The organism is Armatimonas sp. (assembly GCF_031410135.1).
In the GTDB taxonomy this organism is placed as follows: Bacteria; Armatimonadota; Armatimonadia; order Armatimonadales; family Armatimonadaceae; genus Armatimonas.
Map to the genome: position 1 here is coordinate 14224 of NZ_JANNYP010000055.1, position 13061 is coordinate 27284.

Annotated in this window: 11 protein-coding genes; 7 read left to right on the plus strand and 4 right to left on the minus strand. The window is 61.3% G+C overall.

Translation table 11 applies throughout. From position 1 onward, the window contains the following. Nucleotides 1-75 precede the first annotated feature (75 nt). Genes RMO15_RS01910 through RMO15_RS01925 form a run of 4 tightly spaced genes read right to left on the minus strand, consistent with a single transcriptional unit; the run spans nucleotide 76 to nucleotide 2664 of the window. Nucleotides 76-1287: an MFS transporter gene (locus tag RMO15_RS01910; protein ID WP_309707292.1), complete on the minus strand. Its 1212-nt coding sequence runs from the start codon at nucleotides 1285-1287 to the stop codon at nucleotides 76-78. Between the two features lie 2 nt (nucleotides 1288-1289). Further along, nucleotides 1290-1526 carry a DUF6755 family protein gene (locus tag RMO15_RS01915; RefSeq protein WP_309707293.1) on the minus strand — a complete coding sequence of 79 codons (237 nt, stop codon included), beginning with the start codon at nucleotides 1524-1526 and terminating at the stop codon, nucleotides 1290-1292. After that, nucleotides 1523-2071, minus strand: a complete 549-nt coding sequence (locus RMO15_RS01920; RefSeq protein ID WP_309707295.1) for a Rieske 2Fe-2S domain-containing protein — start codon at nucleotides 2069-2071, stop codon at nucleotides 1523-1525. The genes RMO15_RS01915 and RMO15_RS01920 overlap by 4 nt, the downstream gene beginning before the upstream one ends. Next, nucleotides 2068-2664 (minus strand): 4Fe-4S dicluster domain-containing protein, encoded by a 597-nt coding sequence (locus RMO15_RS01925; RefSeq protein ID WP_309707297.1) that lies wholly within the window; start codon nucleotides 2662-2664, stop codon nucleotides 2068-2070. Before RMO15_RS01925 ends, RMO15_RS01920 begins: the two co-directional genes overlap by 4 nt. Nucleotides 2665-2858: 194 nt before the next feature. Between RMO15_RS01925 and RMO15_RS01930 the strand changes: the two genes are divergently transcribed. The 7 genes from RMO15_RS01930 to RMO15_RS33150 form a co-directional block, all read left to right on the plus strand. After that, nucleotides 2859-5300 (plus strand): molybdopterin-dependent oxidoreductase, encoded by a 2442-nt coding sequence (locus tag RMO15_RS01930; protein ID WP_309707298.1) that lies wholly within the window; start codon nucleotides 2859-2861, stop codon nucleotides 5298-5300. 3 nt (nucleotides 5301-5303) lie between these two features. Beyond that, nucleotides 5304-7148 carry a 4Fe-4S dicluster domain-containing protein gene (locus tag RMO15_RS01935; protein WP_309707300.1) on the plus strand — a complete coding sequence of 615 codons (1845 nt, stop codon included), beginning with the start codon at nucleotides 5304-5306 and terminating at the stop codon, nucleotides 7146-7148. Nucleotides 7149-7165: 17 nt separating this feature from the next. Beyond that, nucleotides 7166-7663: a Rieske (2Fe-2S) protein gene (locus tag RMO15_RS01940; RefSeq protein WP_309707301.1), complete on the plus strand. Its 498-nt coding sequence runs from the start codon at nucleotides 7166-7168 to the stop codon at nucleotides 7661-7663. Nucleotides 7664-7667: 4 nt separating this feature from the next. Then, nucleotides 7668-8750, plus strand: a complete 1083-nt coding sequence (locus RMO15_RS01945; RefSeq protein ID WP_309707302.1) for a cytochrome b N-terminal domain-containing protein — start codon at nucleotides 7668-7670, stop codon at nucleotides 8748-8750. Nucleotides 8751-8978: 228 nt separating this feature from the next. After that, complete coding sequence (locus RMO15_RS01950) at nucleotides 8979-11363, plus strand: DUF1592 domain-containing protein (RefSeq protein WP_309707303.1); 2385 nt, start codon at nucleotides 8979-8981, stop codon at nucleotides 11361-11363. Next, a complete protein-coding gene (locus tag RMO15_RS01955; protein WP_309707305.1) occupies nucleotides 11360-12709 on the plus strand; it encodes a DUF1552 domain-containing protein in 1350 nt (449 codons plus the stop codon). The genes RMO15_RS01950 and RMO15_RS01955 overlap by 4 nt, the downstream gene beginning before the upstream one ends. Next, nucleotides 12706-13061: ankyrin repeat domain-containing protein (locus RMO15_RS33150; protein WP_369016063.1), on the plus strand; the 356-nt coding region annotated here is incomplete at its 3' end. The genes RMO15_RS01955 and RMO15_RS33150, both read left to right, overlap by 4 nt.

Here is a 13061-nt window from a genome sequence, read left to right on the forward strand (position 1 = left end):
CCCCAGCCCTCCTCTCTCTTCCCCAAGGAGCTTGCGACTGTCCGGGGGAGGGAGGGGCTGGGGGTGGGAGAGGTTCTAAATCACGTGTTCTTCGTCGCGGTGGATGTGCACGACCACGGCGTGGAGCCAGCCTAGGCTCACCAGGGTCAGGGCCAGGAGTGCCCAGAAGAGCGACTGGGGCTGGCCCGTGGCGGTCTTGAGCGCGGCGAAGAGCGGGGGCAGGCCAAAGCCGCCCAGTGCGGCGAGCGCACCGACCAGCCCGACCACTGTCCCGACATCTTTCGGGTAGTAGTCCGGGATGTACTTGATCGTGCTCGCCTTGCCAAAGCCTTGTGTGATCCCCAAAAGCAGAGTCAGCCAGAAGAAGGCCCACATCGACTGGGGAACCGAGAGGGCTCCGCAGGCAAGTGCCCCCAAAATAAAGACCGTGTAGGTCACTTTGCGCGGCCCGAACTTATCGGAGAGCCAGCCACCGAAAGGCCGGAGTAGGCTGGAGGCGAAGATATACGGGACGCACATCAGGGCCGCTTTTTTCAGCGGCAGGTCGTAGACATCGACGTAGTACTTCGGGAGCCAGACCGAGAGCGCGACATAGACCCCAAAGACCACGGTGTAGTAGAGCGAGAAGCGCCAGACACGAACCTCATGGAGCGGCTTCAGCATCTCTTTGAGGGGACGGCCCTGGTTGGGAACGATGTCCGGGGTCGGGGCGACGACGGCCACCAAGACGACCATCAGCAGCATGAGCCCGGCGTAGAGACAGGGAACAAAGCGCCAGCCGCCGGGGATCAGCCCGCCTGCCATTCCCGCGGCAGGAACGGCGGCGATGAGCGTTGGCCCGATGAGCTTGGTGACGCTCGCTCCCACGTTGCCGGCCCCAAAGAGGCCCAGCGCGAAGCCCTGCTGCGCCTTGGGGAACCAGGCCGCGTTCCAGGCTGAGCCAATCGTGAAGCTATTGCCCGCCATCCCCACCAGCACAGCGCAAGCCAGGAGTATGCCGTAGGAGTGGGTTCGCGAGACCAGCAGCGAGGCCACGGCGGAGAAAAGCAGGCACCCCAGAAAGGTCTTGCGCCCCCCGATCTTATCCGCGAGCATTCCCAGGGGAAGTCGCCAGAGAGCGCCGTTGAGAATCGCCAGCGCGGAGAGCCAGGCGAGCTGCATGTCCGAAAGTCCGAGCTCTTTGCGGATGGGGATGCCCAGCACCCCGAACATGGTCCAGGCCGCAAACATCAGGGCGAAGCCAATAAAGCTTAGCCACAGCACACTCATCCGGCGTGAAGTATCCACCCTTATCCCTCCTCGCGGCGGTGGTCGAGGTCGTGGATGTAGCGCAGGAGCATTAGGTTGACAAGAAAGCAACCACCTGAGGCGAGAAACGTGGGGATCGCGAGCGCTGAGTGCTCCGCGAGGTGATCCTCCAGCGCGAGCGTGATGAGCCAGAGCTGGATCAGAAAAAGGGCTAGGACGAGGCAGAGGAGCATCACCAGCGCCTGTGCTCGCCGCTGCCACCAGACGCGTTTTTTCATCCTTCCGCCTCGTCCTGGCTTGCCAGCCCAGCGGCGAATATCTCGCCATTTTCGATTTTTAAAGCAATTCGGGGCAGCGGACGTGGGGGTGGCCCACCGAGAACCCGTCCCGTGCGGGCATCGAATGTCCCGTTGTGGCAGGGGCAGTCCAGCTGGGTCTTCTCCGCGTTGAAGTGCACCGGGCAGGACAGGTGGGTGCAGCGCTGGCGGAAGGCGACGAAGCGCTCCTCAGCCAAGCGGATCAGCATCGCCGGGTCGGCCTCGGTGGGGTAACGAAAGAGCTTGACGCCTCCAATGGGGAGCTCTGTTTGGGTGGCGATCTTGACGATCGGCCCGGACTCGGCGCGGGGGGTGAGGGCATTTTTTGCGACAAAGTAGCCGTTGCCCAAGAATGTCGCGCCGCTGGTGAGGATCAGAAAGCGGGTGAAGTCCCGGCGCGTGACATAGTTATCCGCCGCCCACTCCACGGGGAAGTCCTCTCGCCATTTTTCCTCGGGAGCTGCCTCTTTGCTCTTGCAGTTCTCGCAGTTTCCGCCACAGCTCATCTTGCGTTGTCCTTGTCTTTCTTCATCCAGTTCTGGAGGGGCACCAGCCCAACTTCCAGGCGCTCTGGCTTGTCGTCGGGGATTACTAAGTACACCTGGGTCTTGACGACCTGCTTGCCAAAGCGAAACTCATTGATCGCCTTCCCACGCCGCCGCTTCTGCCAGGTGTCGAGAGGGCCAAAATAGAGCGCCTCCGACGGGCAGACAGTGGCGCACATGGGCTTCTTCCCCACTGATGTCCGGTCGTAGCACATGTCGCACTTCATCATCTGATCCACGGGGGCGTCGTACTTGGGCACACCAAAAGGGCAGGCTAGGACGCAGTTGCTGCACCCCACGCAGCGAGGCTTGAGCGAGGTCTGCACCACACCATCAGGAGTCTGCTTGATCGCATCCGCAGGACAGACACGGGCGCAGGTTGGGTCTTCGCAGTGCATACAGACCTGCGGTGTTGTCTGAACCGTCTCCTCCCGCTGGAGATACTCCAGGTGGATCATCGAGACCCCCCGGTGCGTGCCACACTCTCCACAGGCTTGAACACAGGCTTGGCAACCAATGCACCGTGCTGGATCCACGATAAAAACATCTTGCATATCTGGATGAGATTATCCAATTTTATGGGAGAGAGGAAATCCCCGAATCGGCGGATTGTACGTGTCTCTAGGAGAATCTTTAATACCGGGTAAGAGCGAGGGATAAATATGCCGTTTAGGGGAGGCCAGAGGAGAAAGTAATGCTTATAAAACAGGATAAGTTTATCCGATTTTCTTATCGAAGGAGGCAAGAAATGGCAACACGGTACGCGGTTCCTGGACGAAGCCCATCCCCCCCATTGCAGGGGGAAGCGAAGATTATCCGCACGACGGACAGCCCTAACTGCACGGGGGCTTGCGGCTGGAACGCAACCGTGGTCAATGATGTGATCGTGGATCTGAAGCCTGCCGCGGACTACCCATGTGCGGAGTACAACCCGCGTGGCTGCCTGCGTGGAATGTCCATGACCCACCTGATCTACGGCCCGGATCGCATCCAGCGCCCCCGGATTCGAAGCGGGCCGCGCGGCTCGGGGCAGTGGCGGGAGGTGACCTGGGACGAGGTGCTGGATCACTTAGCGGGAGAGATGACGCGCCTGAGCGATGCCTATGGGCCGGAGTCCATGCTGCTCTTTAACCAAGTAGTGGGCACGAGCTATGTCCAGAAAGGTGCCCAGATACGCATGGCGGCGCTACTGGGAATGTCGTTTGCCACCGCCTACGACTACAACGGCGATATTGCCATGGGCTTCACCCAGACCCTGGGCATTGATAGTATCGAGTGCGAGACCAAGAGCTGGGGCCACGCCAAGTACGCGCTTCTCTGGTCGGCCAATATCTTCCAGACCCGAATCCCCGACGCGCACTTTCTGACCACTGAGGCTAAGCAGAAAAACGGCTGCAAGATCGTGAGCATTGACCCGCGCTGCTCCCAGACCGCCAAGGGCTCGGACCTCTGGCTCCCCGTGCATCCCGGCACCGATGGCGCTCTGGCGCTGGCGATGTGCCACACGATTATCGAGGAAGGGCTGGTGGACTGGGAGTTCCTGCGCACCTTCACCGATCTCTCCACGCTGATCCGCGACGATGACGGGATGCGCCTGCGGGCCGGTGATCTGGGGCGCGGCGGTGAGAACGAGTTCGTGGTCTGGGACGAGGGCACCGCCGACTTTTTTGTCCTGCCTACCGAGACGCTTGAGCTACCCGAGGCGGTCAAACCGGCGTTTCGCGGAAGCCGCACCGTCACCATTGACGACAAGCCCGTCAAAGTCACGCCCGTCTATGAGCTGCTCGAAGACCTCGTGATGCGCGATGCCTATAAACCAGAGACCGTCGCGCCGCTCTGTGATATTCCCGCCGCGACCATTCGGCAGGTGGCCCGCGAGTACGCCACGACCAAGCCGGGCATTATTCTTATCGGGATGGGGATCAACCACCGACTCCACGGCGACCTGACGATCCGCTCGATCCTGCTGCTCTCGGCGCTCGCGGGGCAGTACGGCACGGCGGGCTCCGGGGTCTCGATCTACTCCGGCCAACACCACTTCCGCATTGATATCAGCGGTTTCTGGTACCCCGATGGCAAGCGCCCGAACCTTGTCCCGATGCACTACTTCGTCATGGGCGGCCCCACGGAGACGATTCACCCGAAGATCAAGTACCCGAAAAGTGGCTTCAAGGCACTCTTTGTCTCCCACGCCAACCCGCTGGTGACCGAGTTCTCCGGGCCGTTCAAAGACGCGATTGACAAGCTGGAGCTCTTTGTGGCTGTTGACTTCTCGATGAGCCCGACCTGCGACTACGCCGATGTGGTGCTCCCGGCCCCGACGTTCTGGGAGAAGCACGATCTCGTGGGCACGGGCTGTCACCCGTACTTGCAGCTCCAGCAGCCCGTGGTGTCACCCCAGTACGACAGCAAGAGCGAGTTCTGGATGGTGCGCGAGCTACTCAAACGGATTGACCCCGAAAAAGCACGCTACTTTGACATGACGGAGCTGGAGGTAATCGAGCTGCTGCTCAAGACGGCGGGCAAGGAGACCGAGGGAATCACCCTGGAGAAGCTCCAGCAAGGCCCCGTACGCCTCAATGTCCACGACCCGGAGATCGGCCTCGACGACCAGCTCCTGCATAAAGTCCCGTTCCCGCCCCGCGCCCTGCCCTTTAAAGTGGAGCAGCAGCGGGAGTTTCTCAAGACGGGCCGGATGGAGTTCTACAAGGAGGAGCCGATCTACCAGCAGCTTGGGGAGACCCTGCCGCACTGGAGGCCAACCTTTGAGCACCTCTCCGACGAAGACCAGGCGCTCCCGCTCTCGATCGTCACCCCGCACTCCAAGTGGCGGGTGCACTCGACCCACTCCAACAACCCGCTGCTAATCAACCTCAACCGCAAGCCCGTCGTGGAGCTCAACCCGCGCGATGCCCTCAAGCGTGGCATCCGCGATGGCGACCCGGTGGAGATCTTCAACACCAACGGCAGCTACCGGGTCTGGGCTCTGCTCACGGAGACGATAAAGCCCGGTGTGGTCTGCGTGGATCACGGCTGGTGGGATCGTTACTTAGGCAAGGGCAAGTACCACGGCGTGCATACCCACCAGCGCATCAAACCGACCCACGAGGCCTACTACCTCCCAGCGGTCTACGCGCCGGGGCAGCACTGGAAAGACACCCGTGTGGATGTCAAGAAAGTGGAGGACTGACAGATGGCTCGTCTCTCGATGCTGATTGATCTCACCCGCTGCATTGGCTGCGATGCGTGTACGCTCGCCTGCAAGCAGGAGAACGGCACCCCAGCGGATGTCTTCTTTGCGCGGGTTCTGAACGTGGAGGCAGGCACCTACCCGGATGTCCAGCGACTCTATCTCCCGGTGCTCTGCAACCACTGTGAGAACCCTGCCTGCCTGAAAGCCTGCCCCAATAAAGCGATCTACAAGCGCGACGATGGAATTGTGCTGATTGACCAAGAGCGCTGCCGGGGCACGGGCGCGTGCGTCTCTGCCTGTCCCTACGGCAATATTATCCTCAACGAAAAAGACACTTGGTATCTGCCTGAGGACCGGGCCTACGAGCGGGATTATGTCAAGCCACGGCTCAAAGAAAACGTCGCCCGCAAGTGCACGTTCTGCGCTCAGCGCGTGGATCAGGGGCTGAATCCGGCGTGTGTGGTGGCCTGTCCCACCCATGCCCGTATCTTTGGCGATCTGGAAGATCCGGAGAGCGAGATCTCGGAGTATATCGTTAACCAGGAGGCTCTCACCGGCCGGGAGGCGTTTCATCTTCTTCCCGAGTGTGGTACCGAGCCTGCCAATCTCTATCTTGGGCCAATGGCCGAGCAGGAAGTGCGCACACTGGGTGGCGCGGCAGAGCCAGAGCCTATCACGGAGCCCTACACCGGCTTGGCCGTTCTGAAAGACGCGGCGACTAAGATTCTCACGTTTTTCCTGATTGGGTTCTGCCTAGCGGTTGGGACGGCGCGGGCACAAGACCCTGATGATCAGGAGGCTTGGATCTCATCGAGCTGTGCGGGCTGCCACGGCAACACAGCCATGGGCGGCATGGGCCCGCCTCTGGCACAGACCAAGCTGGACTATACTAAGTTCTCGCAGTTTGTACGTCACGGCAAAGGCATGATGCCCGCAACCGCGCTTAAGGATCTCCCCGATGACGAGCTGCAGGGAATCTATGCCTTTTCCAAGAATGCGCCTCGCGACGAGTCCCAGGTACCGATCTCGTTTAAGATTGCGGGGCTTCTGACAACCGTCAATGTGGGAAAAGCCTTCGCGGTGATTGGGATCACCTCACTCTTGTTAGGTCTCAAGGTGCTGTTCTACTGGCTAGACTGCGCGGGGCTTCAGCGCCTCTGGCCGTATTTTGGAAAGCTGGGCTGGGGTCGCACCCTAAGCACAGCCCTCCACGCCTTGATTATTGAGGGGCTTTTTGTCCGCTCGCTCTGGCGCAAGAGCAAGCACCTCTGGGCAATGCACGGCCTGATGCTCTACGGTTTTATCGGGCTGGGAGCGACGGACTTTCTGATGTCCGTTTTCAACCCGACCCGAGCAGACCTGGGCCAGAGCCACCCGCTTAAGATCGTGGCCAATCTGTCGGGGGTGATTCTCTTGCTGGGACTTGTCTATGTCCGCATGCGCTACCGCAAGGATGCCTACATTGACAATGGGATGACCCTAGGGCGCGACTATTCTTTTGTGAACCTGATGACCCTCGCGCTGATCACGGGGTTTCTCACAGAGCTCTTTGGGCTGGTTGGGGCGAATCTCTGGATTCTGCCAACCTATCTTGTTCACTTAGTTCTGGTTGCCACCCTGCTCCTCTCAGCTCCCTTCACCCGCTTCGCCCACGCCTTTGTTGTGCCCGCGCTCATCGCCATGACACGTCTTACCGAGGCCGTGACCAAGGCAGGAATTGGCCTGGGCTTTGAGCGCGAGCCCTCGCCCGGGCGGCACCATAAGTCAGAGCGCATTGTCGCCGGGCTGCTCCGTGAGGTCGCTCCCGACAAGGCGGATAACTTTACGATTCGCTACTACCCGTAAGCTCAAGGAGGCCGTTTATGGAACCACACTACAACCACGAACCTGACCCTGAGACTCCCACTCGCCGCAAGGTGATGGTGACTCTGATCGGCTTGATCAACGCAGGGTTGGCGGCAGCCATCGCGATTCCTGCGGTCGCGTTTCTGGTAGACCCCATCCGGCGAAAGCACGCCGTGGGGGACTGGATCGCTGTCCTGGATGACGGTGCACTCGCCGAGGGAGAAACAAAATACGTCACGTTTGAGATGCTGGTGGACGACGGCTACATGAAGTCGGTTCGCAATGCCAGTGTCTATGTCAGCCGCAAAGGCTCGCGCCTCGTCGCCTACGATCCGTCGTGCCCGCACCTGGGGTGCCATGTGGAGTACAAGAAAAAGCGCGACCGCTATATCTGTCCCTGCCACGGAGGCGTCTTCGACAGCGACGGTGAGCGGGTCTCGGGCCCTCCCCCGCGTGGGCTGACGAAAGTCCCGACGCGCACCGAGGGCGGGCGCATCTGGGTAAGAAAGGCATAGCACCATGGGAATCTTTCACAAAACGCCGCACGACGACCTGCACCGTGACCGGCCATCGCTGGGCGACTGGCTGAACCTACGCACCGGCTGGTACGGCTTTGTCCAGAAGAATCTAGACGAGCCCATGCCCGCCGGGGTGGGCTGGTGGCAGACACTAGGCAACCTGCTGCTAACGCTACTTGTCTTTCAGTTCGTCAGTGGCTTCATGCTCACACTCTACTATGTCCCTAGCCCCGACCATGCCCACCAGAGCGTGAGCTACATCAACGACAAGGCCTGGATGGGCTCGATCGTGCGCGGCATCCACCACTACGGCTCCAGCTTTCTGGTTGTGGTGATCGTGCTGCACATCCTGAGGACGTTCTTCTGGGGCACCTACAAGAAGCCGCGCGAGCTAACCTGGGTCGTGGGCGTCCTGATCTTCGGGATTATGCTGGCGTTCTCGTTCACGGGCTATCTACTGCCCTGGGACCAGAAAGCCTACTGGGCAACGGTCGTGGGGACGCGCATGGTGGAGACGGTTCCGATCATCGGGCCGCTGCTTTTAGTGCTCGTGCGTGGCGGTGAGGAAGTGGGGGCGCTAACCCTGACCCGCTTCTATGCAATCCACATCATGGCGCTCCCGATGGCCCTGATGGCACTCACGGCGGGGCACCTCTATCTTGTGCGGCGGCTGCATATCTCCGGCCCCGTGACCAAGCAGAAAGGCAAGCCTGTCAAGTTCTACCCAACCCAGCTCTTCCGCGATGCAGTCGTGCTTCTGGTGGCGATTGGCTGGCTCCTGTTGCTCGCCTATCTCGCAAAGCCCGAGCTGGGGCCGGTGGCCAACTCGGCACGGGTGGACTTTACCCCCAAGCCCGAGTGGTACTTCCTAGGTCTCTACGAGCTGCTCAAGCTCTTGCCACCACAGCTTGAATCTGTCGGGACGTTCTTTATCCCCATGGGGATGATCGTGGGGATGCTGGTGCTGCCTTGGCTAGATCGCGCCGACTCCCGCCACCCCGCAAAGCGCCGCTGGATCATTGACATGGCGATTGTGACCATCCTGGGAATCGGGATTCTCACTCTCAAAGGGCTCCTCTCGTAGGAGCCCTACCCCCCGATCTGAGACATGGGAGAGCCGTCCCTCAAAGTCACTCTGTTGGGGCTTTTGAGCGATAGCCGCGGCGACATGCTCCAAAATCGCGTGGTCGGTACAGCCAGCACGCAGTGGCTCCATCAGATCGTACTCCTATTATAAAACGTATCACTTCCATACCCACCGTTTTCAACCGGCGGCATTGAGATATTTCTCCTCTTCAGGCATAATAGATCAGTGCAAGATGAACGTTGTTGTTTCAGGAGCTGGCTCGCGGGGCTGATGCCGGTTCTGCTTCTCGTTGGCGCGCTTGGCGGCACGTCGCGTGCGACCCAGCAGGCGGTGCGTCAGCCTGCCTCGCCGGTTGTGCTGGCACCGTTTGTACAGCAAAATTGTGTGGCTTGTCATAGTGGCACCAATAAATCGGGGGGGCTGGCACTAGATGCGATCAGCAAGCAAGCCGTAGACAAGAACCCCGAGGTCTGGGAGCGCGTCGTTCGCCAGCTTCGTGCCCGGCAGATGCCGCCATTGGATCAAAAACGACCTGATGAGCGCACCTATGAGGCCGTCACTGCCACACTGGAGAGTGCGCTGGATCGGGCCGCTGTCGCGCATCCCGAGCCGGGGCGCACGGAGACCTTCCGGCGCTTGAACCAGACGGAGTATCAAAACGCCATTCGCGATCTTCTGGCGCTGGAGATTGACGGAGCCGCGCTCCTGCCCCGCGAGGCTGCCAGCAATAAATTTGATAATGTCGCTGTCGGTGATCTCTCTCCCACCCTGATGGATCGCTATCTCACGGCGGCGCAGAAGATCAGTCGCCTAGCCGTGGGCTCGCCGGGACGCACTCCCGGCGGTGACACAATTCGTCTTCCCGCCGACCGCACGCAGGAGGAGCACGTTCCGGGCTTGCCGATTGGCACGCGGGGTGGGGCGCTTATTCCCTACACGTTCCCGCTCACCGGCGAGTACGAGATCTCCGTTCGGTTGAGCCGGGATCGCAACGAAGAAGTCGAGGGGCTACGGGAACCCCATGAGCTGGAGTTGCTTTTAGACCGCGAGCGGCGTGGGTTGTTCACGATCCGCCCGCCACGCGGTGACGAAGGCCATACGCAGGTGGACCAGCACCTGAAGCAGCGCATCACAGTGACGGCGGGATCGCACCAGCTGGGCGTGACGTTTGTGAAGAAGCCGTCCGCGCTCCAGGAGACCAAGCGCCAGCCCTACCAGGCCCACTTCAACCTCCACCGGCACCCACGTCTCTCCCCCGCCGTCTACCAGGTCTCGATCACCGGGCCGTATGCGGCAAAAGAGCAAGAGGACACGCCTAGCCGTCGCCGAATCTTTAGCTCTCGCCCCAAAAACTCTGGTGAGGAAGAGGCGTGTGCTCGGCGGATTCTCTCGCAGCTCATGCGCCGTGCATATCGGCGCCCGGTGACGGCGGAAGACTTGAAGACGCCGCTGAAGCTCTTCCAGCAGGCCCGCACCGAGGGGACGTTTGAGAGTGCGATTGAGATGTCACTCAGCGCGGTTCTCGCCTCCCCGAACTTTCTGTTTCACATCGAGCAAGACCCCGCAGGTGTCGCGCCCAAGACCGCCTACACCATCAGCGACACCGAGCTTGCCTCCCGCCTCTCGTTTTTCCTTTGGAGCAGCATCCCCGATGACACACTCCTCGACCTCGCGGAACGCAAGCAGCTCAGCCGTCCTGAGGTGCTGAAGGCGCAGGTGCTACGCATGCTAGCTGATCCACGCGCCAAGACGCTGGTCACGAGCTTCGCCTCCCAGTGGCTCCAGCTGCGCAACCTCGACTCGGCGACCCCTGACCTGCGCCTCTTCCCCGACTTCGATGACAACCTGCGGCAGGCGTTTCGCCAGGAGACGGAACTGTTTTTTGAGAGCATTCTGCGCGAGGATCGTAGCGTGCTGGACCTGCTGAGCACCAACTACACGTATCTCAACGAGCGCCTCGCCAAGCACTACGGCATTCCCTACGTCTACGGCAGCCGCTTCCGCCGGGTTACGCTCCCAGAGAGCAACCGTCAGCGGGGCGGGCTCCTGCGCCAAGGGAGCATCTTGACCGTCACGTCCTACGCCACGCGCACCTCTCCCGTGATCCGTGGCAAGTGGGTGCTGGAGAACCTGCTGGGCGTGCCGCCGCCCCCGCCCCCTGACAACATACCCGCGCTGAAAGACAACACCGTGGCGGCCAATCTAACCGTGCGTGAGCGCCTCGCCGAGCACCGTGCCAACCCCGCTTGCTTTGGCTGCCACAGCCGGATGGACCCGGTTGGTTTCTCGCTGGAGAACTACGACGCGATTGGGCGCTGGCGGGAGCTGGAAGCGGGTATCAAGATCAACGCCGCCGGTGGTATGCCCGATGGGAGCGAGTTTACTGGGGTGACCGGGCTGGAGCAGGCACTTCGCAAGCACCCGGAGCTCTTTGTTCGCACGCTGACCGAGCGCCTTTTGATGTTCGGGCTAGGGCGTGTCGTGGACGAAAACGATGCCCCTGCGGTTCGAGGCGTCGTTCGCCAAGCCAAAATAGATAACTACCGGTTCTCGTCGTTTATCGTGGGAATCGCGAGTAGTGCCCCCTTTCGAATGAGGAAAACACCATGATTATCACCAAACGAACCTTGCCCCGCCGGGAGCTGCTGCGCGGTGCAGGAGCCACGCTGGCGCTGCCGCTGCTGGACGCAATGGTGGCCCCCCTGACGGCTCTGGCCGCAACCCCCGCCGACCCCGCACGCCTGCGCCGCCTCGGGTTTGTCTTCATGCCCATGGGCTCGGACATCACGCGCTGGACACCGCCCGATGCCACGCGGCTGGATCGGCTCTCGCCCACGCTGAGCGCTCTGGAGAAACTCAAGAACGATGTCTGCGTGATCTCCAATCTGGAGCTGCTCAACGCCTACCCTGGCACGCACTCGTCGTCGAACTCCGCCTTTCTGAGCGCTGCCAAGGCCAAGCACACCGAGAGCACCGACTACTATCTAGGCACGACCGTGGATCAGATCGCGGCCAAGCAGCTGGGCAAAGAAACACAGCTGCCGTCGCTGGAGCTCTCAATGGATCTGATGTCGACCGTCGGGCAGTGCGACAATGGCTTTGCCTGTGTCTACCAGAACTGCCTCTCGTGGTCGTCGCCCACAACGCCGCTACCCGCCGAGGCGCACCCGCGGATTGTCTTTGAGCGCCTGTTTGGCGAGGGCGGGAGCCTTGCCGAGCGCCGCGCGGCACTGAAGAAGCGTGCCAGCCTGCTCGATGCGGTGAGCGAGGATTTCAACCGCCTCAAGCGCCAGCTCGGCCCCGCCGACCGTGCCCGTGTGAGTGGCTATCTGGAGAGCATCCGTGAGGTCGAGCTACGGATTCAGCGAGCCGAGGGCGATTCCCGGCAAAGTGCCCTACCCGATCTGGACCGCCCCGTCGGGGTTCCTGCTGCCTACGCCGACCATGCCAAGCTCATGTTCGATCTCCAGGTGCTGGCGCTCCAGGGCGATATCACCCGCGTGGTCACCTTCCAGCTGGCGCGCGAGACCAGCAACCGAACCTACCCTGAGGTTGGGGTTCCCGAGGCGCACCACCCCCTCACCCATCACGGCAACGACCCGGCCAAGATCGCGCAGATGGCCAAGATCAACCAGTTTCATGTCTCGCTGTTTGCCTACTATCTGGAGCGCTTGAAAGCCACAAAAGAGGGCGAGGGCTCGCTCTTAGACAACTCGCTGGTTCTCTACGGCAGTGGAATGGGCAACCCCAATATCCACGACCATCAGAACCTGCCGATTATCGTGGCCGGAGGAGCCGCAGGCAAGATGCAGGGCGGGCGACACATCAAGTACGACAAACCCACGCCGCTGGCGAACCTGCACCTGACCCTGCTTGATAAAGTCGGGGTGCGCCTGGATAAGTTCGGCGATAGCACGGGTAAGATGGACGCGCTCTTCGCGCCGCTGGCGGTATGAAACGCACCGAAGGCCGACCGACCTCTCCTCCCCAGCCCTCCTCTCCCGGGCGCTCATACTTCGCTGGGAAAGGAGGGAGTCCGAGGGTGGATTTCCCCTTTCCCAGTGAGGTACGAACGCCCGGGAGAGGGGTTAGGGGAGAGGTTAATGGGGTTGGGGAGAGGTTACTAGCCGATGCTGTGGAGCGGCAAGATCAGCCTCGCATCGCCGCACTACTTCAGCAAGGCGCTTCGGTCCTTGCGGAGCAGGACGATGGCATGACGGCGCTGCACTGGGCCGCTCACCACGGCGATCTGGCGACGGCAAAGCGGTTGGTCAGTGCAAAAGCCGACGTGAGTGCTGCCAATCGCTA